Genomic DNA, 22,352 nt, shown 5'->3' on the forward strand with positions numbered 1-22,352 from the left:
CGATCGTTGGGGCCAGCGTGCCTCATCCTGCCAGCGCGGCAGACGCTTCGGCACAGCGCCGCGCGCAGGTCAGGCAGTTCGGCGCAACCGTAATGCCTTTCGACCTCGAGCGGGCATTGGGTCATGGATTGGCTTCTCCAGCCATTGAGCAACTGTCAGCACAAGCGATAGCTCAAACTGACGTTCACACTGTTGCGCCGGTTTTCGTTCGGGCCAGCGTCTCGCTCATGCGTATCGCGGCAATCACGCCGGACAAGCCAGTGAGGCCGGCCACCAGCCATAGTGCCGACGCCAGGCCAAACAAGTCAGCGGTAATGCCGGCCAGTAGCGCGCCGATCGCGTAGCCGAGATCGCGCCATAGCCGGTAGACGCCCACGGCGGAAGCCCGCCAGTTCGGCTGGGCGATATCGCCGATGGCGGCCAGCAGGGTCGGATAGACCATCGCCGTACCGATGCCGAGCAGGACGCCTCCCAATCCGAAACCTACGAAACGCGCCGTCGATGCCGTCATGGCGATGCCCGCCGCCTGCACCCACATCCCGCCAGCGATAAGCCATTTGCGGCCGATCCGATCAGATAGCGCGCCGGTGAATATTTGTGTGCAGCCCCAGACGGCCGGATAGATCGCGGCGAGGATGCCGATCTGGGCGAGCGTCATGCCAGCGACGGCGAATACCAAGGGGAACAAGCCCCAAGCCATGCCATCATTCAGGTTGTTGACCAGCCCCGCCTGGCTGACGCTGGAGAGGTTGCGATCACTCAGCGACGTACGGCGGAAGATCTCCCCCTGGCTAAGGCGTTCCCCGTTCGCAGCAGCCTGATGCATGCGCAGTTCCTGCGCGACGTAATGCCGGGTCTCCCGAATGCTCAGCGCAGACAACAGAAGACCGGCCACGACATAGCCGACGCCGAGATAGAAGGGTTCCGGCCGGAGCCCGAAACGCGCGGCCATCCAGCCGGTTGCCAGGGCGCTGCCGGCAACAGCGACGTAGCCGGAGAATTCGTTGAGCCCCATTGCCAGCCCGCGCTGCTTCGGCCCCACCAGGTCGATTTTCATGATCACCGTGGTGGACCACGTCAACCCCTGGCTGATGCCCAGCAGCACGTTGGCGGCGACGACCCAATCCCACGCCGGAGCCCACATCAACACGAACGGCACCGGGATGGCGATCAACCACCCTGCCACCAGTACGTGCTTGCGACCGAAGCGGTCGGACAGACGTCCCGCGAGATAGTTGGTCAGTGCCTTGGTGACGCCGAAGACGACGATAAAGGACAGGATTGCCGCCTTCGCCGCAATGTGAAACTCGTGTTCCGCGATGGCCGGCAGGATGCTGCGCTCCAGCCCGACCATGGCGCCGACAAACGCATTGACGATGACCAGCAGCGAGAACTGGCCGAGATTCTCACGCAGCCCGAGATGGATCGATGCGGTGTCCACGCCTCAAGCCTCCGCGCCCAGATTGGCTCGCGCGCGAACTTCGTTGTGCTCCCGCTTCGCGAGCGCATTGGCGAGGCGCAATGCGCTGTAGGTCAGCTCGCTATCGTAGGGCGGGCCGTTCAGGATGAAGAGTGCTTTCATGGCTGATGCTCCGTCTGATGAAACAAAACGGTTTGCTGCCCGAGGACACGAAGGTTCGGTCCCCGAAGTGCCACAACAAACTAATCGGGCAGGGCCGACGTTTCAACAATGGCGCTCGCAAGCTCTGCAGCGCCAGCTCGGAGAACGCTCAGGCACGACGACTCGCGCCGATCTCATGCAGCGCCGGTCACCGGATCTCTATCGCGCGATGACGTGACATGCTGCCTGGCCGCTTCGTTGCTGTGGGACAACGCACGCAGCGCAAGGGAGAGCGCCAGTTGCGTCTCATGAGCGACTGCGCCACGGTCTTGATCGAAGTGCCTGGCGGCGCTGCGCAGATGCAGCACCGCCTGCTCGTGCAGCTCCGCTGCCATTGCGTGATGCTGGGCCGCGGTCGTGCTGCTTTCGGCGGAACCCGGAGGTGGGGGCACTACCAGCGGCGCACTGCGGTTGTGTTTGGCGGCGTCGTTCGTCCGGTCGATGGCGTGCAACGCATGACCGTGCGCCATCATCGCCTGATGTGCGGCGTGGGCGAAGTCTTTGCCCGCCTCGAAATGCCGCGACGCCTCGCGGTGGAAGCGCCCTGCCTGCTCGTGATGCGACGCTGCGGCTTCGAGGTGTCCCTTTTTACTGTGCTTAGTGTTCATGGCTGCTCCAGACGAATCACATGATTGATTGTTCGCGCGTCCGGCGGCGGCGGATTTGATCTAACTCAACCGCGGATAGCATGCCCGGACGAGCGCCACCGAACGCGGTGTGTGGTGGCGCACGGGGCTGTTGCCATAACAGATCAGTTCCGCGTGGACTTTGCGCTGCAACACAAACGGCCGATCAATTCCCGAGTCGAGCGCGCCACCACTCAGACTAGAGCTGGCGCCTGCACGATGGCCGCTCGTTGCCATTCTCCGGTAATGCGTCGAACCAATTGGAGACGTGGCTGAAGCCGTCAAGGGGGCCGGCGCCGCAAGCAATTCCGACCAGGCGAGCGCAGTTGTATGGGTCGACTGCGAGCGCCTGGTTTTTTGATAGCGGCCATTCGCTGCGACTAGGGTAGCAGTTCCTTGAGTGACCGTTCCAGCAGGATCTCCGCGCACTGATGCCGCAGTGGATTGACCTGTATCAGTCCTTCTCGGGTTGCAACCAGTAGCATTTCAATTGCACTGATCGCGCTGGGCGCTGTCGACCGCGCTACAAGGAATGCATTTGCGCTTTGGTCCAGACGGTCTATCGTGTACTTGATCCATTTCAATGGAGCACGCCATGGCCGACCCACTTGCCGTATGGCACACCGAGCACATTAATTTCGCCCGGCTACTCGACATTCTGGAAGAACAGGTAGCTGAGCTCCGCCGGGGCGAGAACCCGAATTACGCTCTCATCGGCGATATCCTTTACTACATGCGGAATTTTTCCGATCGCGTTCATCATCCGCGGGAGGATGTTGCGTACGCGCGGCTTGCTGAACGGGATCCCGGGACTCAAATGGTGGTGAACCGCCTTCTGCAGGAGCATCGCGTGATCGCCACGGCCGGCGATGAACTCCTGATTCGCATCAATGAAGCCGCGGGAGATGTTGTAATCCCGCGCACGGCTCTGGAGGCGGCCACGGCGACGTATCTTGTGTATTATCGTCAGCACATTTCCACTGAGGAGCGAGACCTGATGCCTCGCGCTGCGCAGGTGCTGACAGAACAGGACTGGGCTGCAGTCGATGCGGCCGTACCGGCTAGCCCCGATCCGCTTTTCGGAGACAATGTACTGGAGCGCTTCGAGGCGCTTCGCAGGCAGATCGCTCTAGACGCGCAGGTGTCAAAGGAGCTGGCCCAGCCACCGGACACTCATTGATTGACGCCGGCCACAGGGTGCTGTTCACGCGCATCAGCGATGCAACAGCATCGGGCCCACCCGTCCGTGGAATAACGTTCTGGCGCAGGTCGTCGACTTGGAAGCTGTTGCGAAATCAGTTAAACCAGGGTTTTAGGCATCTCGTCATACAGAAGTATCGTACCCGTCGCGCAGGATCTGGATGGTTATCGCCGCATCCATGACACGCTGCATGCCAATCCACAGTGTCTTCGCGCTGGGTTCACCAGCGCCCTTGCGTCCGGGGAATCCGCGCAGAGCAGCACCGGCATGGTAGGTCACACCGCCGCGCTCCATCCGGCGCAACGCGATGTCGTCAGCCATCTTGCCGGGTGATAGGCACTACGCCCCCAAGTGCTCTCGCAAAAATTCAATAGCGTCGATCAGAGGTCGGCCAGTTGAAGCTTGCCTTCAATGCGGCGGTTCAAGCCAAGGGGATTGGCTGTCTTTAATGCGTCGGGCAGCAAGGCTTCGGGCACGTCCTGGTAGCTCACAGGTCGAAGGAATCGCTCTATCGCGAGACTTCCAACTGAGGTGGATCGTCCATCCGCGGTTGACGGATAAGGGCCGCCATGCACCATCGCATGTCCAACTTCGACCCCGGTACCGAAGCCATTCACCAGAATGCGACCCGTACGACGCTCCAGAGCCGGCAAGAAGGCGCGAACGTCCGCATGATCGGCTTCGTCGATGTGCAGCGACGAAGTCAGTTGGCCCTCCAGCGATTCGATCACTTCCAGCATCGTTGCAAGATCGGGACAGCGCACCACCATCGATGACGCACCGAAGATTTCCTCCTGCAATTCGGCGTGCCGGAGAAACGCCTCGGCGGTGGTCGCAAACAGCGCTGATTGACCTTCGGTTGCGTCAACGGGTGCCTTGCCGCGTGCGAGCATCGCCACTTCCGGGTGATCAGCAGCCTTGGCAACCGCCCGCTGATACGCGTCGCGGATGTTGGGCGTGAGCATTGTCGCCGCCGGCATATCAGACAGCGCGGTTGAGGCGGCGTCGATAAAACGGTCGAGATGTGGACCGTCAATCCCGAGGATCAGCCCTGGATTCGTACAGAACTGGCCTGCCCCAAGTACGAGCGACGCGGCAAAAGCGCGGCCGACGGCCTCCGCACGGTTTTTTAGTGCTGCCGGAAACAGCAGCACCGGATTGATACTGCTCATTTCGGCATACACGGGAATGGGTTCCTTGCGGGCTGCCGCAAGCTTCATCAGCGCCGTGCCGCCGCCTCGCGAGCCAGTAAAGCCCGCCGCCTTGATCCGATGGTCGCTCACCAGTGTCTGGCCGATCTCGCGGCCACTGTCGAACAGCAACGAGAATGTCCCTTCGGGCACGCCACAATTCTTCACCGCTTTCTGCACGGCCATGCCCACCATCTCGGAGGTCCCTGGATGCGCCGAATGGGCTTTGACAATCACCGGGCACCCTGCGGCGAGCGCCGAAGCCGTATCGCCGCCTGCCACCGAGAATGCCAGCGGAAAGTTGCTCGCGCCGAATACCGCCACCGGGCCCACACCGACATACCGCAACCGCAAATCAACGCGAGGCAACGGTTTGCGCTCCGGCTGTGCGGGGTCGATGCGAACGCCCAGAAAATCGCCTGAGCGAACGACGCTTGCGAACATCCGCAACTGGCCCACCGTACGGCCGCGTTCGCCCTCGATACGGACACGCGGCAGGCCGCTCTCCATGACGCAACGCTCGATCAGATCATCGCCGAGGTCGAGGATATTTTGCCCGATCGCTTCGAGAAAGCGTGCTCGATCTTCAAGCGCGCTCTCGCGATAGGAATCGAACGCGGCCCACGCGAGCGCGCATGCGGCGTCGAGGTCGGCTAAAGCCGCACCGCCAAACGAAGGCTCCAGCAAAGCGCCAGTGGACGCATTGACGGCCCTGATCGAACCATTCGAACCGCGCACGGTATGTTGGCCAATGAGTAGATTGCCCGAAATCTGCATGATGGAAGCAGTCTCCTTTATTCGAATTGAGCCAACTATACGTGCGCGATAGCCGGTTTGAATAATGAAACCTTTCCATGAGGTGATAACTTTTACGACTCACTGATAACCTCGCGGCGAGGCCGCACGCTCGAGATATGGTCGCCTGAAGACAAGGCGTTCTGAGCACTTGAAGGCGAGGCGATTGCCAGTCTCAACCGCCTTCGTCTGGGTGCCATGGATCGCGCTGGCGCCATCACCTTTCACGCCGTTGACATGCGTGTGTTACACGGCCCCAGCGCGAACAGAAGCATCATTTCAATAATACTTGAAATATAGAAATGAATGGCCTATCGTTCCGGACATGGACTCGAATCTCGTTGTACGCGCCCTGGGCGCGCTCGCCCATGAATCGCGCCTCGCGATCTTTCGCGCCCTTGTCGTGGCCGGACGTGGCGGTATGGCTGCCGGTGAAATCGCACAACAGTTGGGGCTGTCCCCTTCAAGCCTGTCGTTTCATCTCAAGGATCTGTCATACGCTGGCCTGGTAAAGCCGCGACAGGAGGGGCGTTTCATCGTCTACACGGCGAACTTCGATGCCATGACTGGCCTGATCAGCTTCCTGACGGAGAACTGCTGCGCTGGTGCCGCGTGTGCCGCGAGCGATCTCCCCAACTGCTGAGGAGACACACCATGAAGCGCATGCATATCCATGTCGCTGTTGAAAACCTGAGCGACAGCATCCAGTTCTACAGCGCCCTGTTCGGCAACGCCGAGCCCACCGTTCTCAAGAACGACTACTGCAAATGGGAACTGTCGGATCCTGCAGTGAATTTCGCGATCTCGCAGCGCGGCGCAAAACCAGGTGTCGATCACATCGGCATTCAGGTCGACACCGACGCGGAGCTGGTTGAGATGAATGCGCGTTTCAGCGCGGCACAACTGCCAGTCGCGGCGCAGATAGGCACGACCTGCTGCTATGCCAGGTCAAACAAGGCGTGGACGATTGATCCACAAGGCGTCGCCTGGGAAACTTTTCGAACACTCGATGCAGCGCCGGTCTATGGCCACTCGCGCGAGCAAACGCAAACGCAAACGCACCAGCAATCGTCGGCTGCATGCTGCGCGCCGTCTGAACCTGCCGTGACTTTCTCGAGCCGCCCGTGAGCGACAAACCTTACTCGATTCTCATTCTCTGCACGGGCAACAGCGCGCGCAGCATCATGGCCGAAGCACTCTTCAACGTACTGGGAAAGGGGAAGTTCCGGGCGTATAGCGCGGGCGGTCATCCATCCGGCACCGTCAATCCGTTCGCGATTCAGCGGTGCGAAACGCTCGGCTATGACACGTCGCAATTACGGAGCAAGAGCTGGGATGAGTTCGCGACACCCGACGCTCCGCACTTGGATTTCGTTATCACGGTTCGCGACCAGGCCGCGGGCGAAGTCTGTCCGATCTGGCCCGGCAAACCGATGACAGCTCATTGGGGGTTTGAAGATCCGGCCGCTTTCGAGGGCAGCGACGAAGATAAGCGCAAGGTCTTCAGCAAGGTCTATCGGCAGATCATGAACCGGGTGAGCCAGTTCGTGAACCTGCCGCTGCATGTGCCGGACCATAACGCGATCGAGCGAGAAATGCGCGCCATCGGCGAGAAGCCCGCAGAGGAATCAAATCAAGTGCGAGCGTGCATGCGGCCATGAAAATAAGAACGGCCAGCGACGCTGATCTGAACGAAATCCGAAAGCTTCTACTCGTCAATGGCTTATTGGTGGAAGACGTTTCGGCGTCGCTCATCGAAGGATTTCTGGTCGCAGAAGATGCGAGCGGATCTGTTATCGGCAGCATCGGACTTGAGCGACTTGGCTCCAGTGTGCTGTTGAGATCGCTCGCTGTCGCGTCACACGTGCGCCGAACGGGCATTGCACGGGAACTGGTCGTACGGCTCGAAGAGAAGGCGCGCTCGTGCGGCCAACTGGATGTCTGGCTACTGACAACAACCGCGGAGCGTTTTTTTGAGCGAGCCGGGTATGAGCAGGTAACCCGAAACGGAGTGCCGGGCGAAGTGCAGCTATGCAGGCAATTCGCCGTTCTGTGTCCTTCGACGGCTACCTGCATGCGAAAGCGGCTTTGCCCGATGCACTCCTGAAGCCTCGGCTTAGAGGATGCTGCTCGTTCAGAGGACCAGCAGAATCCGAGGGCCGCCACCGCGCCTGAGCGCGCGGCAGCCCAGGCAACGATGCGATCACCCTCGGTACCGCAACAACAGCACAGGGAGCGCAGAAGCTCAATGCGAGGCTCTGCTCCAGTCCCGCCAGTAGCGACGGTAATCCAGCTCTCTGAGCTGTCTCCGGCGCATTTGCTCCCGGTGATAGTGAGCGGCGACAAACACGGCTGCCATCGCCAGCACGAATGAACCTACGACAATTGTCACTGTTTCACTCATCGGAACCTCCATGGCTGCTCTCTCCGGTTCATTGCAGGTGCTGCCCTCCGTTGATCGCAATGTTGGCTCCAGTCACGAAGCCCGCTTCGCGCGAACACAGGTACAGCACGAGTGCGGCGACTTCGTCGGGCTGCCCGAGCCGGCCGACCGGAATCTGCGGAATGATCTTCGTCTCGCGGATCTCCTCGGGCACCGCCATCACCATCTTCGTCGCGATATAGCCAGGCGAGATCGTGTTGACAGTGACGCCTTTCTTCGCCACCTCGAGCGCCAGCGATTTCGTGAAGCCATGCATGCCGGCCTTCGCCGCCGCATAGTTGGTCTGACCGAACCCGCCCTTGGAGCCGATGATCGACGACACGTTGATGATGCGGCCCCAGCCACGCTCAACCATGCTGTCGCACACCGGCTTCGTCATGTTGAACACCGAATCGAGGTTGGTCCGGATGACCGCGTCCCAATTGACCTTGTCGAGCTTCTTGAAGCTGGCGTCGCGCGTAATGCCGGCGTTGTTGATCAGGATGTCGACCGGTCCGACTTCAGCGCTGATTTGCGCCATGCATCGTTCGCACGAGTCGTAGTCGGCGACGTCGACCGCGTAGGCGCGAAATTGTCGTCCCTGTGCCTCCATCCGTGCGAGCCACTCGTTCGCACCGGTGTTGCCCGGCGAACAGGTTACTACGACCGCATACCCGGCGTCGTGCAGCTTGATGCTGATCGCTTCGCCAAGTCCGCCCATTCCCCCCGTCACCACCGCGATCTGCTTTGCCATCGAATCGTCCTCGCAAAAGCTGGCCTCATGCTCATCTGGAGCAATACGGCATTCAGTCCAGGAATTGGATGTGCTGGAAACTGGAATCCCTTACCCATCAGGAATCCTTCATACATCACATAAACCGCACCGTGGGCATCGCTGCCCACGTCAGTCCTATCGCTTCGCGCCCTCGGCAACGGGCGCCCGCTCGGAGTTGCCTCGCACGGCCTTTGACGCTGTGGCCGTGACTGCATCAAAATTACTCCCGGCAACCTGCACGGCCTGCTGCGCCGTTTTCTGCAGCGATTCGCACAGGGTCGTGGTGGCGGCAATCGCAGATTTCCACGCAGCGATCGCTGCTTCGGAACCTGCGGGAGCACTCTTCGCCGCTTCCTCTACGAGTGTCTGCACGCGACCGTTATACCGTTCGTAGTGCGCCTGTGCGACTTGTGTGACCTCAGCCTGCGTGGTCGACGCGATGTCGAACACTTGCCGGCCATATGACAGCGATTTTTCTGCGAAGGGCCCGGTGAAACCTGCTTGCAGCGCGAACCACTGCTGCGGGTCCGTCGTGCCGGGCGCCTTCGTCAATTTCTCCTGCGTCTCGGCCAGCGTGGACTTGACGACCTGCAGGTTCAACGCGACCAGTTTTTCGACGCCTTCAAAGACCTTCCCGCCCAACTCGAAGAATGCGTCGAGGCTGGCCTTCGCGGCAGCGACTTGCTCAGTGTTCGATAGAGCCATTATTGAATTCCTCAAAATTCGGTCCGGCGCGCGAAACCCCGTTCGGACGGGTGTGTTGCGGCGGATCGCGATGATAGATAAACCGAAGTGCAAGGACGCTTGCCATGCAGCACGCGTCGCGATGACTTCGGACGGTCGTTACATCAACTGGCACTACAAACCAAACCGCAACTGAGAACCCAACCCCAACAGCGACGCTTCGTTCATGACTGTTGCTTCGCCGCGCTCGCCGTGTGGTGCAGCAGCGCTCGCGTCGAACATGGGGACAGCAAACGCCGCAGTTTCATTCAGGACCGCGAGGTAGGCGCCGCAGATGTCTAGCGCATCCGGGCGACGGCCTTGAGAATGGAATCGCCGTCGCTTGTGACATGAGGACGCGAGCGTCCCGACGCGAGGTTTTCCAGTGATATGAGTTGCCGCTCGAACAGCGTGTCGAGCTCGGCGCGGCCTAGATCAATCTGATCCGGCGCGGCCTTGATGAGCATTAAGGTAGCGAATTCATGGGGACTCAGCATATCGTCTCCTCGATTTAGTCTGTCTGTGCAGCGGGTATTAATTACGCTCTCCAGCGTGTTTGCCCGGCAAATATTCCTGCCGTCTCCGTTAAGCGATCATTCGAGAAATCGAATCACGGAGACGCCATCATAACCGCTCAATTTTCGAATGCAATATGTGAAATGCTTTTATTGGTTCAGCCATTATGTCTGATGAATACTTTTGCGTCGCATAGCTGCACATTGCCTCCCGCAATACAACTGTGGACGCCAGCGAGTGCCCGACTGGCAAGGCCCGCGAGTTGGCATGGACCACACGCCAATTTTTTAACAAATCACTTAATTAAGTATTCCAATTCATTCGACATAATTGAGTGAGTTCATATTTGAATATTGTATTTATAGGTCAGCGCCTTCTTGAAGGAGGCGGCAATCCATAGTCCGAAATTGCGAAATATTTATTACAGCGCGCGTGAATTTTCCTTGCCTCCCGAATTTCAATCAGCGCAAAGACTCGACAACCGTTGACTTCTGCCGCTGTCGCGAAGGAACGGGAGAAGAAAACTGTACGATCGGCAAAACCGCCGGGCATACCCAGGCATACGGCTCTCACCAGAAGGCCGGATAGATACGGCCCGCCCATGCAAGGTGACGCAGTGATCCTTTATCGAACAGCCTTCACAATCGAGTTGACTTGATCGGCACACAGTCGTGTCAGCTTCGTGATGTGCATGCGTGGAATCCTGAATGGTGCCGGTCGCAGCGTAGCGCGTGCCCAGCAGGATAGCGATATTCGTTCGCCCACTCCTCCCTGGACAGCAGTCTTCAGTTTCGCTGAACGTAGCCAGATGCCAGGCTTGGGGGCGGTACGTTCCGCGTCTCCGAGAGAGGTATGATGGTCGTTACTGGTCACGTCAGCGTAGGAGGAAATCATGCCCTCAAACCCGACCACACGACCGAGTCACCGGCCAGGACTTCCGAACCACCCCATCCACGGAGTGATGCCAGACACCGGGTCGCCGGGTCCTAAACCTGCGCCGGGCACTCCGGATGACGTTCCCGATGCCGCAGAAGCGGAGCCGGTCCCGCACGAGCATCTACCGAGCAGGTCAGACGACAATTGAACTACCCGCATGTTTAGCCTGACACGACACGGCCCGGCCGTGTTCCGTGCGGCCTGCCTGGACGAGCACGAGAAGCTCGACGGTATTTACAACGTGGCAACTGAAACGAAGGGCTGGCGGCGGCGCTGTGCAAACGCAACCTGAGCGCAACCTGAGCGCAACCTGACCGGCCGAATGTTTCGTTGCCGGTACGCTGCCTGGAATAACAGGCCGTACGACGCTTAGTTCTGGCTGGACCGCGCGGACGCTTAGGCCCATCTGTCTGGACGGGCATTTTTTTGATTGTCGATGTGCAGAAGCACCGGCGCGTGGCGCTGGAGGACCTATATATAACAATATGGCGGCACGAGGTCGACGTGCTGCCCGCTCGCCGACGCCGAAGTCGGCAACTCAACCTTGGAGGTTTAGCGAATACGACCTGACGAATCCATGCTTTGTCTGTTCGAATCGCGACTAGCCAAGTATCGGAGGTAATCATGGAGTACGAGTACCGCGGCTGGGTCATTGACGCAACCCCGGATTTCTCGCTTGGTCAGTTCTTTGCGCACGCGCGGCTGATCCGCGCGTCATCTGACGATGACGCGGACGCTGAAATGCACATCGAGCGCAATCTTGCCTGGTTCGATAATGCAGACGAGGCAATCGAGGTTGCACGCGAATGGGCAATTGCGTGGATTGATGCGCGCAACGGCGACATCGCCGGCACGGACACTGATTCATCGACACGGCACAGCGATATACCAGCCAGAACCCCGGCCAAATGATAGTCCGGGACCATCATCGCGGCACCGGACAACTGGCCCTGTGGCCATTCTGCAACGCCTGCGTCCACGATCGAAATAAGGCCGCCCCACAGCAGATGCGGCAGTCCGGGTTCTTGCGAATATTCAGACGAGATACCTGATTGCTTAAGAAACGCCGATGTGTAGGATGGAACCAACGTCAGCGCCCCTTGCGCGACGTGTGTGTTCAGGCCGCAGCCATGTCTGCGGCCTCTTTTTATATATTCGGAATCTCTCCAGCGTTGGCGCGAGCCATCCGGTGCCGCCGCACAAACAACCCGCGCAAACTCACCGAAGGGAGAACGGCGGCTTCGGGTGTCGCCGGCCGTCGATATGGGCCTTTGCGTATTCAACGGCAAACATGCACGCCGCGCTCTCGGAAGCGAAATAACCAAGAATGCCAAACGTTTCGCGTTTGCCGTTCCGGTGCGTGACTATCGCTGTTGCTGCGTAGCCTGGCATCGAAATTGGGGCTAGGGGCATGATCGTCGATGTCTTGTACTCCACGGAATCAGCGTGCATGGCATGTCGCTCCTTGTGGTCGCTCGGCGCACCGGCAGTGGCGCCTCGAGATTTCTATCCTAGGACAATTGCGTGACGATCAAAAGGTGCAGGGCCGAACCGGCCACGAGGGCCGGCCTCGGCCGGACCGATAAGCTCAGGCGTCGGACTGCCGCCGCTCTGGGGATGCATCAGCGCGGAAGATAAGCGTTGCCTCACGACAGTCTGTTCATCATCATGCAGTCGGGGTCGCGTGTCCGCTATCGCCCATCGCCCGCGGATCGTCGTATTCCCGCGAGATGTCCTTGTTCGTGTAATCGCCTAGCCGCGAAGCGGCGATCAGGCTGAGCACCGCGCACGCCAGGACATAGCCCGCGATTGCATAGCCCGAATGGTAGTAAGCGAAGAGCGCGGTCGCAATCAGCGGCGCAGGGCCGCCTGCAATGACCGAAGCCAACTGATAGCCCAGGGAGGCACCGCTGTAACGCAGCCGCCCCGTGAAGGATTCAGCGATCAAAGCGGCCTGGGGACCGTACATCATCGAATGCGGCACCAGCGAGAGCACGATGGCCGCAAAGATCCACATCGGATCCTTGGTGCCGACCATCGCAAAATAGAGGAAGCCGAATACGCCGACGGTGGCGGCACCGATCATGTACATCCGCCGCCGCCCAATCAGATCGGACACATGACCAAAGAGCGGAATGGTGCCGAATTCCAGCACCGAAGCCGCCAGCACCGCCGTCAGCAACAGGTTGCGTGTCACGCCCAGCGTCGAGACGCCATAGGTGAAGACGAAGGCCGTGAAAATATAGAAAGGTGCCTGTTCGGCCATGCGCGCAAAAGCCGAGAGAAGGATGTCTTTCGGCTGGCGGCGCAACACCTCGAGCATCGGCGCCTTCTCGATCTTGCGCTCAGCCAGGAGCCGCGCGAAGATCGGCGTCTCGAGAATATTCAAGCGGATATAGAGGCCGATCGCGACCAGTACGATACTGAACAGGAACGGCACTCGCCAGCCCCATGTGAGGAAACCGCTGCCGGAGATCTCGCTCGTGGCCAGCACGGCCAGGTTGGCCATGAACAGTCCCGCCGGCACCCCGAACTGCGGCCAGGAGGCGACGAAGCCGCGATGCGCGTTGGTACGCGCCCATTCCATCGACATCAGGACCGAGCCACCCCATTCTCCGCCGACGCCCACACCCTGGATGAAGCGCAGCACCGTGAGCGCGACGGCGCCCCAGATGCCGATCGCCGCATAGGTGGGGACAAAGGCCACGGCAAACGTGGCGAGACCCATCAGTAACAGCGTCACGATCAACGTGGCCTTGCGTCCGATGCGATCGCCGTAGTGGCCGAAAATGGCCGCGCCAACCGGCCTCGCTACAAAGCCGACGGCGTAGATCAGAAAAGCCTGCAGTGTGCCGACGAGCGGGTCCGACTCTGGAAAATACAGCTTCGCGAAAACCAGGCCGGTCACCGTACTGTAGAGGAAGAAGTCATACCATTCGATCGTGGTACCAATCGTGCTGGCGATGACGGCGCGGCGCAACTGCCGCCGAGCGTCCTCCTCGGTGAGGGGCATCGCCCCTGATTGCGTGGCAGCCATTTTGAATCCCCCGGAAAAAAGGGCGATGTCGTGTATAGACCATTTGCGCAATGAGAGGTTCCGGCGGCGCAAGGCCGGTTCCAGTCGACGATTTCCGTGGACCCGGCCGCGCAGCTGGGGGTGTCCGATCTCGCTTGATGCACATCTCGGCGGGGTCGGCACGGCGCGCGCCTGATTCTTTCAAAGACTCGCACCGGGAAAACCATCGCTCTCGACGTCTAGTGCAACACGCAAAATGCGCCTGTCCGCACGTCGATCCACATCATTCGACCATTTGTTTTGTGGCTATACACAAGCGCGCGGGACTCGCGCTGACTATCGAGAAAACCCAATACGGCGTGCAAGGTATGTTTGCCGCGGTAACGCAAGGATCGCGTCGCGCCACCGCTCCCGCTAACGATCACAATTGGGTTGATACGCACCATACGGGCGATCTGATCCGGCGTTGCAGCTGACATTTCATCCTCCGTGTCGAGTGGTTACGTGAGGAATAACGTCGCGATTGCCGGGATCTTGAGACAAGGAAAGGTTACGTAAGATCATCGCGCTTCAGGACGCGCTAACCATTGGTAAGGACTCCGCGATGTACGTCCTTTTTTCCGGGTATTCGCCCGGTGTCAAATGAGGATAATTCGAAACGTACCACGGCTTGTCCCGCAGGAAAGCAGCGGTCCGCCTCCCTACCAACAACGGGCGCCTGAATATTCCATGCGGCGCCACACATCCGGCAAAGGAAACGATAAATGCGGCGAGTCATCATCCTGGCAGCACTGGCGGTGCTGTCCCAGCTTCAGGGTTGCGCGACGTCGTTGGAAACGTTCCTTGTAGGTACGCTGGCTGGAACGGCGGTCGGCATTGGCGCTGTCACCTGCCTGGTCGCCTGTCATTGAATCTGAAGGTCGCGCGAGACTCAAGCAAACACTGCAAGGCTCGTTCAATCCAGGCGCCGGTGAGATCGTCGAGCCGGATTCCCGGCAGATCAGATCCGCAATCCCACATGGTGCTAAGCAGCGGTGATATATCCGGCTATTCGATCGCGCAAAATACTACGAAAATTCAATCGCTTATTAAAAATCGATAGAAAAATCGTCTTTTGCCAAAACTTCAGCGCTACCGCACAGTCGTTTCGCGCCACGAGACTTCGTAGTTTTCAATCAGACGAATGCCCAGCACACTGCGAAAACTACGAGAGCCTCAATTGTCAGAGGATTTATTCGCTCCTAGAATTGACGCACTCCTTGGCGCTCGATTGCCCGCATCCGGCGCGAGCGCGAGCCGGTTCCGCTCAGGCCCACGAGGCGCCTCCTGAGCCGGCAAAAAGGAACACGGCGTTCCAGCGGAAAATCAATCAATGAGCGAAACGGGCGAAGAGCAAACCGCTTTATTCACCTTCGGCGACACCCAGCTCGATCACGAGGGCACACAGCCGGCGCTCGACGCAACGCTGACTGCCGGGGGGCAGGGGTTGGCCGGCATCGGCCGCAGCCTGCTCGAAGCGCCCGGCAGCGAGGCACGGCAAGCCCTGATGCGCGAAGCGATCCAGCACGCGGGATTCGACACGCTCTGCTATTGCCGCGTCGTGCGGATCGGCGAATTCGTCAGCCGCGCCGCCTGGTTCGATACTTATTCGCCGCCGGGCTGGGCCGAGCGCTACGGGCGCGAGCAGTTCTTCGCGATCGATCCGCGCGTGACCTACGCATGCCGTTTCGAATGGCCGTTCGCGTGGGACATCGAGTCGATGTTTTCAACGCCGATGGCCGAGCGCTGCGAGACCTTCGCGCGCCGTTTCAGCACCGCCGCCAGGCAGGCGGGCTTGCATAGCGGCGTGAGTTTCGGCCTCGCCACCGGCAACGCGCTCGAGCACTGCATCATCACGCTGTCGAGCGCGCAAACAGGCCGCAGCTGGATCGCCGACACCACGCTCGGCGAAGCCTATGCGATCGGCGTGGGCCTGCATGCGTTCATCGAGGCACGCGGGCGCAGTCTGATGCCGTCGCTGACAGCGGCCAGTCTGAACGGCGTGCAGCGCTCGATCCTGCGTTTCGTGACTCAAGGCCTGAGCGACCGTGAAATGGCCGAATCCCTGTCGATGTCGGCGCACAACATCGGCTATCACTTGCGGCAACTGAAGAAAATCTATAACGCGCAGAACCGGGTACAGCTCGCGTATATCGCGGGCTGCATCCTCGGCGACTGACGCTGTGCGCTCGCGGCCCCTGCCACGCAGACGGCCGCACCACCACTTGGCTACGGGAAATCCAGCGGTACGGTTCGCCGCGGCCGAGGTGTGTCCACAACGACAACAGGGGGGAGCGTATGACCTATGGAATGGACGTTTTAAACGAGCCTGCGGGCGTTGCGGTCTGCCGCATGGCGACGGGCGGCTACGACAGCAAGCTGTCGCCGGCCGCCGCGGCGCCGGCTTGCGAGACGGCCGACGCCGCGCAAGCCGCCGATACGCCGGACATCTGCTACTACGACGAAGCGGAGTTGCTGGGCACGATCCGCCGCGACGAGCTGGGCGGCGAAACCCACATCGCCGCTCAGCTCGGCGCCGCCCGCAATACCGACGAACGGATGCGGCTCGTGCGCGGCATGCTGCGCCTCGTCGGCTTCAGCGAACTCGGCTATCTGACGGTGAAGCTCGACACGCAGGGCCGCCCGGAACGGCTGTACTTCCCGCGCAGCTATCTATCGTCGAATCTCGCGCCGCACTATTTCGAAGCCGGTTATCACCGGCACGATCCGCGTTTCGCCGCGGCGTTGGCGGGCAACACGCCGCATGTGTGGGATCTTCGGCGGCTCGTCGAAGCGTGGCGCCGCGCGGGCTCACCGCCAGGCATGCGCACCATGTTCGACGAAATGCGCGACGGAGGCGCCGGCAGCGGCCTGATTTTTGGCCTGCCGATTCCGCACACGCGGCTGCGCTCGATCATCAGCTTCGCTGCGCCGAGCGAACAGGCGTGCTGGATCACCGACAGCGTGGTGGTGCAGTCGCTGACGCTGGGTTTGTCGATTCATCAGCGCTTTTCGGCGTATGTGCGGGCGATCAACCGGCGCGAGTCGGCGGCCGAATTGTCGGAGCTGCAAATGCGGATTCTCGGCTTTCTGGCGGCCGGCCTGTCGGACAAGGAAATCGCGTTGCGCATGCACACGACCGCGCACAACGTCGACTACCATCTGCGGCGTCTGCGTCAGAAGTGCGGCGTGACCAATCGCACCCAGCTGGCGTTTCTCGCGGGGCAGGTGCCGACCTCGTGATGTCGTGATGTCGTGATGTCGTGATGTCGCGAGGTCCGCGAGGTCGTGCACCAGCAGCTCGGCCGGCCACACCGCTTACGCCGGTGACCGCCCCGCGCGCCGCTCGTCACGTGTCGTCGCCGGTCGCCCACTTCAGCAGTTCCGCCACCTCGCGGAAGTGCGCGCGGTCGATGAAATGGCCGAGCGCCACCTGCTCGTACAACGTTTCAGCCAGCCCCGCATTCGCCACCGCCGGGCGCAGCAGTTCCTGCGCGAGCGCCCGAATTCTCTGCGCGGCTTCGCCCTCGCCGCGCGCCACCACCGTCGGCAGCGACGGCGCGCCGGTATAGCGCAGCGCCACCGCCACGCGCGCCGAATACACCACTGCCGACGCGCTGCCCACCACGTCCTGTAGCGAATTGAATTGCAACTCGCGCGCCAGTTGCGTGCGGCGCGAGCCCAGATGCGGATCGCCTTCGGTCTCGCGATATTCGCGGCGGATTTCGTCGGTGCTCATTCTGAGCTGGCGCGTGTACTGCCAGCGCTGATGGGCGTAATCGAACGCGGCGAGCGCCGCATACACCACCGCGGCCCAGCCGAACAGCAGCGCGAGCAATTTGCCGGCTACGCCGAGTATCCGCGCAGGCTCGGTAAAACCTGCCTCGATCACCGTGCCGAGCGAGCCGCGAATCACCACGTAGAGAATCGCGGCAAGCGCGAGCGTCTTGAGCGCCTGCTTCGCGAGGTCGATCAGATTGCGCAGCGAGAACATCCGCGCGAGTCCCGCGGCCGGATTGAGGCGGTTCAGGTCAGGCCTGATCCGTTCCCACGCCATCAGTCCGCCGACTTGCGCGAGCGCGGCCGCCGCCGCGGCAATCCCGGCTAGCGCGCTCACCGCGAGTATCAGCATCGCCAGCGCACGGACCGCCGCGCTCACCAGCGGTACGAGCAACGCGCCAGGATCACGCGCGGCAATCAACTGCGCGGCGGCATCGAGCAGCGAGTGCAGCACCCGCAGGCCGATCGGCCCCGCGCCGATCAGAAGCGCCAGCAGCGCGATGAACTGCACCGCCGCGACGACATCGGCGCTTCTCGCAACCTCGCCCTTGCGGCGCGCTTCGCGCAGCTTGCGCGCGGTGGGCTGATGGGATTTTTCGGCCATGATGGCGTGGCGGTCAGCTCATGCGGCGCCGCTACAAGGCCGCGCGCAATAGCGCAAAAAGCGGACTATCCGGCGCGAGAAACGCCTGCAACGAGCCGTACACGAAATAGAGGAAGAGCGCCATCATCAACAGCGCCAGCGAACTCTTGACCGGCTGCGAGAGCATGAACACGTTCATCTGCGGCACCGCGCGGCCGATCAGCCCGATGCCGAGTTCGGCGAGCACCAGCACCAGAATCACCGGCGTGGCGAGCTTGACGGTCGCGCGCATCACCGAGTCGGTTGCGCGGATCGCGAACTGGTCGAGTAACCGGTGCGCGTTCGGCATCAGCGAGTCGACCGGCCACAGCCGGTACGACTCCAGGAACAGCGTCAGCATCAGATGCAAGCCGCCGCCGGTGACGAACAGCGTGATCGCGAGGAAGTTCAGGAACGCGCCGGTCGGACCGCCCTCGCTGCCTGAGATCGGGTCGAAGAACGCCGCGTTGCCGGAGCCGGTCTGAAAGTCGATCAGGTGGCCAACGCTTTCGATCGCCCACAACACTGCACTGAACGTGAAGCCGAGCAGCACGCCGAGCAGCGCCTCCTTCGCGAGGATCAGCATCCACATGAGCGGCGCGATCGTGGCCAGCTCCGGCACGTCGACCATCGGCGACGCGAACAGCGCGATCACCACGATCAGCCCGTTGCGCACGAGCCCGGTCAGCACGCGTTCGCCGAATACCGGCACGATCAGCATCATCGGCAAGAGGCGCGGCATGACGAGCAGCAGCGGATGCAGCGCGGCCTGAATCGCCGCGAAGCTGTTATCGCCCATCGTCCAGCAAGCTCGCCGCCGACGCGCCATGCCGGCGCAATGCCGCCTCGTCCGCTTCGTCGTCCTCGCGCGCCTGCTGTGCGAGCCGCGCGCCGCGGCCCGCATCGCTCGCCACGCGCTCGAGCTTGTCGCGATTCGCCTGGGCGCGATTGAGCCGCGTCTGCAGTTCCGCGAGCCGCCCCTCTTCCTGCCGATGCTGCTCGCCCGCGCGCTCTGCATCCTCATGAGCGAGACCGGCCGCGCGCATCCGCGAGAGGTCCTCGAATACCGTGTCCTGCAACGCGCGCGGCGACATGCGCGCCGCGCCGGCGTCGTTCGTCACACGCTGCGCGAGCGCATGACGGGCGGCGAGTTCATTCAGCATCCGCGCGCGGGCGTCGGCGACCGATTGCGCCGTCTGTTCGGTCACGCGATGCTGGCGCATCTTGTCGAGCGCCGCCTTGCGATGACGAACCTCGCGCACACGGCGCAACGCATCGAGCGTGGACTTAATGGCGTCGGGCGATGTCATGGAGCGTTGCCAGGGTTTCGTTGAACGGCGCAAGCGCGTCGGCACGCTGCGAGAAAAAAGCATCGAGCGGCGCCTTGGCGCGCAACGCAGCGTCGGCGAGCGGATCGGCGCCTTCGCGGTATTCGCCGATCTGCACCAGCAACTCGATGTCCTGATACTTCGACAGCAGCGCACGCACGCGCGCCGCCGCAGCCACATGCGCTGCGTCCGCCACCTGCGACATCACGCGCGACAGGCTCGCGAGCACGTCGATCGCCGGATAACGGTTGGCGGTCGCGACCTTGCGCGACAGCACGATATGGCCGTCGAGAATCGAACGGACTTCTTCGGCAATCGGATCGGTTTCCTCGTCGCCTTCCACCAGCACCGTGTAGAACGCGGTGATCGAGCCGCGTTCGCCCTGCCCGGCGCGCTCGAGCAATTGCGGCAGCACCGAGAAAGTGGACGGCGGAAAACTGCGCCGCGTCGGCGGTTCGCCGGAGGCGAGACCGACTTCGCGCTGCGCGCGCGCAAAACGCGTCAGCGAATCGACCAGCAACAGCACGCGCTTGCCCTGATCGCGGAAGTACTCGGCGATCGCGGTCGCGACATGTGCGGACTTCACGCGCTCCATCGCCGGACGATCCGATGTCGACGCAACGATCACGGCCTTGCCGCACGCCTCGGGCGACAGGCTGTGCTCGAGAAACTCGCGCACTTCACGGCCGCGTTCGCCGACCAGCGCGATCACGATCACGTCGCATTCGGTGCCGCGCGCGATCATGCCGAGCAGCGTGCTCTTGCCGACGCCGGACGGCGCGAACACGCCGATGCGCTGCCCGACGCCCACCGTCAGCAGCGAATCGATCGCGCGCACGCCGGTGGCGAGCGGCGTGTCGATGTTTTGCCGCAGCAGCGGATTGACCGGCTCGTTGTGCGCCGACACCAGCGTGCCGCCGGCAATCGCGCCGCGGCCGTCGAGCGGCGCGCCGAGGCCGTTCAGCACGCGCCCTCGCAAACTCGCGCCGACTGCGAAGCGATGCCCGCGTCCCGATGGAATCACTTCGGTCGAAGGCGACAAACCGTCGGTTGCGCCGAGCGGCGTCAGCAAGGTGGTTTGACGCGCGAAGCCGACCACTTCCGCGAGCATGGGCGCGGCGCCCGGCGTGCGTAACTCACAGATTTCGCCGAGCCTCGCATGCACGCCGGATGCGTTGACCAGCAGGCCGACCGCACGGCTCACACGGCCGCGCATGCGCACCGGGTTGAACTGATCGAGGCCGTGCTCGAGTTCGCTGGCGAGCGCGTTGCGGTCGAGGCCGAGGTCCGAGCCGAAACCGTCGAGCGCGAGCTCGCCTAACGCGTCGGCGAAACTATCGAGCGACGGCGCCGCTTCGCTATCGGCGTCGCCGGCGCGTTCAAACGGAGCATCGCTCATGACGTACGCTGCCGGATCGCGGCGCGCAATGCGTCGATCTGCGCGTCGAGACCGACATCGAGCGTGCCGGACGGCGTCTCGACAATGCATTGCTCTTCGTTCAGGCGGCTATCGGTGACGATGCGAACAGGAAGCGCCCCGGCCGTGGCCATGACCGATGCCATCCGCTCCGGCCACACCTGCTGCAACGCCGCCGCCACCGCCTCTCGGCACGCGGGCGCCACCCGCACCACCAGAAACGCCTCCTCGCGCACCAGCGCATCGATGCGCCGCAACGCCGTTTCATACAGCGCGCGCGGATCGCTTTCGCCGACTATCGTGCGCACCGCCTTCACGACGATCCCGGCGATCGTCTCGCGCAAACCGTCGAGCGTACGCGCCGCATCGAGCGCGGCGCCGCAGGCCTGCTGCGCGTATTCGCGCTTGCCCTGTTCGACGCCTTGCGCATGTCCCTCGCGCAATCTGCGTTCGTAGCCCTGCTGCGCTTCGTCGAGAATCCGCTGACGTTCGGTCTGCGCGGTCGACAGCAGCGAACCGGCGTCGAGCAGCGCCGCATACTCGCTCTGCTTGAGCACCTTGCGCTCGGAGAGGATCTGCAGGTTTTCGCTGGTGATCAGAAAAGCCAGTCCCATTGTGCGAGCCTCTCAGGTATCAGGCAAAGAAAGATCAGTTCGGCCAGATGCTGCCGGTGCACCGCGCTCAGTCCATACGCCGGCTGGCCGCTGACGCCGCGCGCGAACTTCAGGCGCATCCGCTCGACGATCGCATCGCCCTCCGGCGCGACGAAGTCCAGCAGCAGCCGCGCACCGCGCTGGCGGATCGCGTCGACCGCGGCGCGCGGCGTCTGGCGAAACGGTTCGAGGCTTTCGCCGATCGCGTCGAACGGCGGCGCACGCTCGAGCACGAAGGGCATCGCGTTGTAGCCGAACGCGTCGACGAGCGCCGTATGCGTGCGCCAGTTCGGCGCGTCCTGCAGCCACGCGCGATGCAGCATCAACCCGCAGTAAGCGGCCAGCGTCGTCAAGGCGCTGCGTTCGATCAGCGCGATGCGCGCCACCAGACTGCCGAAGCCGAACGCATAACGTTCCGCCAACCCGCTTCGCACCAGCAGATGGCGCGCGAGCACCGCACGGCCACGCGGGCCAAAACTCGCGAAATCGCGGTAACGGGTGGGCCAATCCTGCGGCAACCAGCTTGGATCGATATAACGGTCGGGCCGCAGATTGAACTCGACGGCGAGCCGGTAGCGCCGCGCCGCACGCGCCGGGTCTTCGGCGCGCGCTGCGTCGCGGACGCCGCCATGGGCGCCATGGCCGTCGCGCGCGGCTTCGTGCGCCGTATCGTGCGACATCGCGGCCTCCAT

27 protein-coding genes are annotated in these 22,352 nt (G+C 62.1%); 9 read left to right on the forward strand and 18 right to left on the reverse strand.

Annotation, left to right across the window (positions count from 1 at the left end; genetic code table 11):
* Window positions 1-184: 184 nt before the first annotated feature.
* The 3 genes from AC07WT_RS34805 to AC07WT_RS34815 form a co-directional block, all read right to left on the reverse strand.
* Window positions 185-1,441, reverse strand: a complete 1,257-nt coding sequence (locus tag AC07WT_RS34805) for an MFS transporter (protein ID WP_494950459.1) — start codon at window positions 1,439-1,441, stop codon at window positions 185-187.
* Window positions 1,442-1,444: 3 nt separating this feature from the next.
* Entirely contained in the window at window positions 1,445-1,582 is a 138-nt protein-coding gene (locus AC07WT_RS34810) for a hypothetical protein (protein WP_494950460.1), read from the reverse strand.
* A gap of 173 nt (window positions 1,583-1,755) precedes the next feature.
* Complete coding sequence (locus AC07WT_RS34815; RefSeq protein ID WP_494950461.1) at window positions 1,756-2,229, reverse strand: hypothetical protein; 474 nt, start codon at window positions 2,227-2,229, stop codon at window positions 1,756-1,758.
* A 613-nt stretch (window positions 2,230-2,842) separates the two neighbouring features.
* Between AC07WT_RS34815 and AC07WT_RS34820 the strand changes: the two genes are divergently transcribed.
* A complete protein-coding gene (locus AC07WT_RS34820) occupies window positions 2,843-3,427 on the forward strand; it encodes a hemerythrin domain-containing protein (RefSeq protein ID WP_494950462.1) in 585 nt (194 codons plus the stop codon).
* 144 nt (window positions 3,428-3,571) lie between these two features.
* Here AC07WT_RS34820 and AC07WT_RS34825 read toward each other — a convergent pair whose 3' ends face one another.
* Both AC07WT_RS34825 and AC07WT_RS34830 read right to left on the reverse strand, forming a co-directional pair.
* Entirely contained in the window at window positions 3,572-3,769 is a 198-nt protein-coding gene (locus AC07WT_RS34825; protein ID WP_494950463.1) for an IS4 family transposase, read from the reverse strand.
* A gap of 59 nt (window positions 3,770-3,828) precedes the next feature.
* Complete coding sequence (locus tag AC07WT_RS34830; RefSeq protein WP_494950464.1) at window positions 3,829-5,415, reverse strand: aldehyde dehydrogenase (NADP(+)); 1,587 nt, start codon at window positions 5,413-5,415, stop codon at window positions 3,829-3,831.
* A 343-nt stretch (window positions 5,416-5,758) separates the two neighbouring features.
* On the opposite strand from AC07WT_RS34830, the gene AC07WT_RS34835 reads away from it, so the two are divergent.
* The 4 genes from AC07WT_RS34835 to arsN2 are packed head-to-tail and all read left to right on the forward strand — an operon-like array spanning window position 5,759 to window position 7,540.
* Window positions 5,759-6,076: an ArsR/SmtB family transcription factor gene (locus tag AC07WT_RS34835; protein ID WP_494950465.1), complete on the forward strand. Its 318-nt coding sequence runs from the start codon at window positions 5,759-5,761 to the stop codon at window positions 6,074-6,076.
* Window positions 6,077-6,087: 11 nt separating this feature from the next.
* Entirely contained in the window at window positions 6,088-6,561 is a 474-nt protein-coding gene (locus AC07WT_RS34840) for an ArsI/CadI family heavy metal resistance metalloenzyme (protein ID WP_494950466.1), read from the forward strand.
* Window positions 6,558-7,094 carry an arsenate reductase ArsC gene (locus AC07WT_RS34845; RefSeq protein ID WP_494950467.1) on the forward strand — a complete coding sequence of 179 codons (537 nt, stop codon included), beginning with the start codon at window positions 6,558-6,560 and terminating at the stop codon, window positions 7,092-7,094. Before AC07WT_RS34840 ends, AC07WT_RS34845 begins: the two co-directional genes overlap by 4 nt.
* Entirely contained in the window at window positions 7,091-7,540 is a 450-nt protein-coding gene (gene arsN2, locus AC07WT_RS34850) for an arsenic resistance N-acetyltransferase ArsN2 (protein WP_494950468.1), read from the forward strand. Before AC07WT_RS34845 ends, arsN2 begins: the two co-directional genes overlap by 4 nt.
* Before the next feature lie 138 nt (window positions 7,541-7,678).
* On the opposite strand, the gene AC07WT_RS34855 is transcribed toward arsN2, so the two are convergent.
* The 4 genes from AC07WT_RS34855 to AC07WT_RS34870 all read right to left on the reverse strand — a co-directional run bounded on the left by AC07WT_RS34855 (window position 7,679) and on the right by AC07WT_RS34870 (window position 9,850).
* Window positions 7,679-7,837: a hypothetical protein gene (locus AC07WT_RS34855; RefSeq protein WP_492591753.1), complete on the reverse strand. Its 159-nt coding sequence runs from the start codon at window positions 7,835-7,837 to the stop codon at window positions 7,679-7,681.
* A gap of 28 nt (window positions 7,838-7,865) precedes the next feature.
* Window positions 7,866-8,609 carry an acetoacetyl-CoA reductase gene (phbB, locus tag AC07WT_RS34860; protein WP_494950469.1) on the reverse strand — a complete coding sequence of 248 codons (744 nt, stop codon included), beginning with the start codon at window positions 8,607-8,609 and terminating at the stop codon, window positions 7,866-7,868.
* Between the two features lie 156 nt (window positions 8,610-8,765).
* On the reverse strand, window positions 8,766-9,335 hold the full coding sequence (locus AC07WT_RS34865; protein WP_494950470.1) for a phasin family protein: 570 nt from the start codon (window positions 9,333-9,335) through the stop codon (window positions 8,766-8,768).
* Between the two features lie 317 nt (window positions 9,336-9,652).
* Entirely contained in the window at window positions 9,653-9,850 is a 198-nt protein-coding gene (locus AC07WT_RS34870) for a hypothetical protein (RefSeq protein WP_492591750.1), read from the reverse strand.
* A gap of 1,537 nt (window positions 9,851-11,387) precedes the next feature.
* On the opposite strand from AC07WT_RS34870, the gene AC07WT_RS34875 reads away from it, so the two are divergent.
* Window positions 11,388-11,717, forward strand: coding sequence for a hypothetical protein (locus AC07WT_RS34875; RefSeq protein ID WP_494950471.1), 330 nt, complete (start codon window positions 11,388-11,390; stop codon window positions 11,715-11,717).
* A 306-nt stretch (window positions 11,718-12,023) separates the two neighbouring features.
* Here AC07WT_RS34875 and AC07WT_RS34880 read toward each other — a convergent pair whose 3' ends face one another.
* From AC07WT_RS34880 to AC07WT_RS34890, 3 genes are all read right to left on the reverse strand, one after another.
* Window positions 12,024-12,257, reverse strand: coding sequence for a hypothetical protein (locus AC07WT_RS34880; RefSeq protein WP_492591748.1), 234 nt, complete (start codon window positions 12,255-12,257; stop codon window positions 12,024-12,026).
* Window positions 12,258-12,471: 214 nt separating this feature from the next.
* Complete coding sequence (locus AC07WT_RS34885) at window positions 12,472-13,842, reverse strand: MFS transporter (RefSeq protein WP_492591824.1); 1,371 nt, start codon at window positions 13,840-13,842, stop codon at window positions 12,472-12,474.
* A gap of 218 nt (window positions 13,843-14,060) precedes the next feature.
* Window positions 14,061-14,300 carry a hypothetical protein gene (locus tag AC07WT_RS34890; RefSeq protein ID WP_494950472.1) on the reverse strand — a complete coding sequence of 80 codons (240 nt, stop codon included), beginning with the start codon at window positions 14,298-14,300 and terminating at the stop codon, window positions 14,061-14,063.
* 285 nt (window positions 14,301-14,585) lie between these two features.
* Between AC07WT_RS34890 and AC07WT_RS34895 the strand changes: the two genes are divergently transcribed.
* The 3 genes from AC07WT_RS34895 (at window position 14,586) to AC07WT_RS34905 (ending at window position 17,103) form a co-directional block, all read left to right on the forward strand.
* The gene (locus AC07WT_RS34895) at window positions 14,586-14,732 is read left to right on the forward strand and encodes a hypothetical protein (RefSeq protein WP_492591746.1); all 147 of its coding nucleotides are present in this window, start codon (window positions 14,586-14,588) and stop codon (window positions 14,730-14,732) included.
* 461 nt (window positions 14,733-15,193) lie between these two features.
* Window positions 15,194-16,039, forward strand: coding sequence for an autoinducer binding domain-containing protein (locus tag AC07WT_RS34900; protein WP_492591745.1), 846 nt, complete (start codon window positions 15,194-15,196; stop codon window positions 16,037-16,039).
* Between the two features lie 131 nt (window positions 16,040-16,170).
* The gene (locus AC07WT_RS34905; RefSeq protein ID WP_494950473.1) at window positions 16,171-17,103 is read left to right on the forward strand and encodes a helix-turn-helix transcriptional regulator; all 933 of its coding nucleotides are present in this window, start codon (window positions 16,171-16,173) and stop codon (window positions 17,101-17,103) included.
* Window positions 17,104-17,209: 106 nt separating this feature from the next.
* On the opposite strand, the gene AC07WT_RS34910 is transcribed toward AC07WT_RS34905, so the two are convergent.
* The 6 genes from AC07WT_RS34910 to AC07WT_RS34935 are packed head-to-tail and all read right to left on the reverse strand — an operon-like array spanning window position 17,210 to window position 22,340.
* Complete coding sequence (locus tag AC07WT_RS34910; RefSeq protein ID WP_494950474.1) at window positions 17,210-18,244, reverse strand: EscU/YscU/HrcU family type III secretion system export apparatus switch protein; 1,035 nt, start codon at window positions 18,242-18,244, stop codon at window positions 17,210-17,212.
* Window positions 18,245-18,275: 31 nt separating this feature from the next.
* Entirely contained in the window at window positions 18,276-19,061 is a 786-nt protein-coding gene (gene sctT / locus AC07WT_RS34915) for a type III secretion system export apparatus subunit SctT (RefSeq protein WP_494950475.1), read from the reverse strand.
* The gene (locus AC07WT_RS34920) at window positions 19,051-19,572 is read right to left on the reverse strand and encodes a hypothetical protein (protein ID WP_494950476.1); all 522 of its coding nucleotides are present in this window, start codon (window positions 19,570-19,572) and stop codon (window positions 19,051-19,053) included. The genes sctT and AC07WT_RS34920 overlap by 11 nt, the downstream gene beginning before the upstream one ends.
* Window positions 19,550-20,989 carry a FliI/YscN family ATPase gene (locus AC07WT_RS34925; protein WP_494950477.1) on the reverse strand — a complete coding sequence of 480 codons (1,440 nt, stop codon included), beginning with the start codon at window positions 20,987-20,989 and terminating at the stop codon, window positions 19,550-19,552. The genes AC07WT_RS34920 and AC07WT_RS34925 overlap by 23 nt, the downstream gene beginning before the upstream one ends.
* Entirely contained in the window at window positions 20,986-21,621 is a 636-nt protein-coding gene (gene sctL, locus AC07WT_RS34930; protein ID WP_494950478.1) for a type III secretion system stator protein SctL, read from the reverse strand. Before sctL ends, AC07WT_RS34925 begins: the two co-directional genes overlap by 4 nt.
* The gene (locus AC07WT_RS34935) at window positions 21,603-22,340 is read right to left on the reverse strand and encodes a SctK family type III secretion system sorting platform protein (protein WP_494950479.1); all 738 of its coding nucleotides are present in this window, start codon (window positions 22,338-22,340) and stop codon (window positions 21,603-21,605) included. The genes sctL and AC07WT_RS34935 overlap by 19 nt, the downstream gene beginning before the upstream one ends.
* Window positions 22,341-22,352: the final 12 nt, after the last annotated feature.

The sequence above is a fragment of the Paraburkholderia sp. GW821-FHT02A12 genome, from assembly GCF_059422005.1.

What these genes read in the sequence shown, in the direction of transcription:
- AC07WT_RS34810 (WP_494950460.1), bottom strand. Translation starts at nt 1,582, where the DNA reads ATGAAAGCACTCTTCATCCTGAACGGCCCGCCCTACGATAGCGAGCTG.
- AC07WT_RS34815 (WP_494950461.1), bottom strand. Translation starts at nt 2,229, where the DNA reads ATGAACACTAAGCACAGTAAAAAGGGACACCTCGAAGCCGCAGCGTCG.
- AC07WT_RS34820 (WP_494950462.1), top strand. Translation starts at nt 2,843, where the DNA reads ATGGCCGACCCACTTGCCGTATGGCACACCGAGCACATTAATTTCGCC.
- AC07WT_RS34825 (WP_494950463.1), bottom strand. Translation starts at nt 3,769, where the DNA reads ATGGCTGACGACATCGCGTTGCGCCGGATGGAGCGCGGCGGTGTGACC.
- AC07WT_RS34830 (WP_494950464.1), bottom strand. Translation starts at nt 5,415, where the DNA reads ATGCAGATTTCGGGCAATCTACTCATTGGCCAACATACCGTGCGCGGT.
- AC07WT_RS34835 (WP_494950465.1), top strand. Translation starts at nt 5,759, where the DNA reads ATGGACTCGAATCTCGTTGTACGCGCCCTGGGCGCGCTCGCCCATGAA.
- AC07WT_RS34840 (WP_494950466.1), top strand. Translation starts at nt 6,088, where the DNA reads ATGAAGCGCATGCATATCCATGTCGCTGTTGAAAACCTGAGCGACAGC.
- arsN2 (WP_494950468.1), top strand. Translation starts at nt 7,091, where the DNA reads ATGAAAATAAGAACGGCCAGCGACGCTGATCTGAACGAAATCCGAAAG.
- AC07WT_RS34855 (WP_492591753.1), bottom strand. Translation starts at nt 7,837, where the DNA reads ATGAGTGAAACAGTGACAATTGTCGTAGGTTCATTCGTGCTGGCGATG.
- phbB (WP_494950469.1), bottom strand. Translation starts at nt 8,609, where the DNA reads ATGGCAAAGCAGATCGCGGTGGTGACGGGGGGAATGGGCGGACTTGGC.
- AC07WT_RS34865 (WP_494950470.1), bottom strand. Translation starts at nt 9,335, where the DNA reads ATGGCTCTATCGAACACTGAGCAAGTCGCTGCCGCGAAGGCCAGCCTC.
- AC07WT_RS34870 (WP_492591750.1), bottom strand. Translation starts at nt 9,850, where the DNA reads ATGCTGAGTCCCCATGAATTCGCTACCTTAATGCTCATCAAGGCCGCG.
- AC07WT_RS34880 (WP_492591748.1), bottom strand. Translation starts at nt 12,257, where the DNA reads ATGCACGCTGATTCCGTGGAGTACAAGACATCGACGATCATGCCCCTA.
- AC07WT_RS34885 (WP_492591824.1), bottom strand. Translation starts at nt 13,842, where the DNA reads ATGGCTGCCACGCAATCAGGGGCGATGCCCCTCACCGAGGAGGACGCT.
- AC07WT_RS34890 (WP_494950472.1), bottom strand. Translation starts at nt 14,300, where the DNA reads ATGTCAGCTGCAACGCCGGATCAGATCGCCCGTATGGTGCGTATCAAC.
- AC07WT_RS34895 (WP_492591746.1), top strand. Translation starts at nt 14,586, where the DNA reads ATGCGGCGAGTCATCATCCTGGCAGCACTGGCGGTGCTGTCCCAGCTT.
- AC07WT_RS34900 (WP_492591745.1), top strand. Translation starts at nt 15,194, where the DNA reads ATGAGCGAAACGGGCGAAGAGCAAACCGCTTTATTCACCTTCGGCGAC.
- AC07WT_RS34905 (WP_494950473.1), top strand. Translation starts at nt 16,171, where the DNA reads ATGGACGTTTTAAACGAGCCTGCGGGCGTTGCGGTCTGCCGCATGGCG.
- AC07WT_RS34910 (WP_494950474.1), bottom strand. Translation starts at nt 18,244, where the DNA reads ATGGCCGAAAAATCCCATCAGCCCACCGCGCGCAAGCTGCGCGAAGCG.
- sctT (WP_494950475.1), bottom strand. Translation starts at nt 19,061, where the DNA reads ATGGGCGATAACAGCTTCGCGGCGATTCAGGCCGCGCTGCATCCGCTG.
- AC07WT_RS34920 (WP_494950476.1), bottom strand. Translation starts at nt 19,572, where the DNA reads ATGACATCGCCCGACGCCATTAAGTCCACGCTCGATGCGTTGCGCCGT.
- AC07WT_RS34925 (WP_494950477.1), bottom strand. Translation starts at nt 20,989, where the DNA reads ATGAGCGATGCTCCGTTTGAACGCGCCGGCGACGCCGATAGCGAAGCG.
- sctL (WP_494950478.1), bottom strand. Translation starts at nt 21,621, where the DNA reads ATGGGACTGGCTTTTCTGATCACCAGCGAAAACCTGCAGATCCTCTCC.
- AC07WT_RS34935 (WP_494950479.1), bottom strand. Translation starts at nt 22,340, where the DNA reads ATGTCGCACGATACGGCGCACGAAGCCGCGCGCGACGGCCATGGCGCC.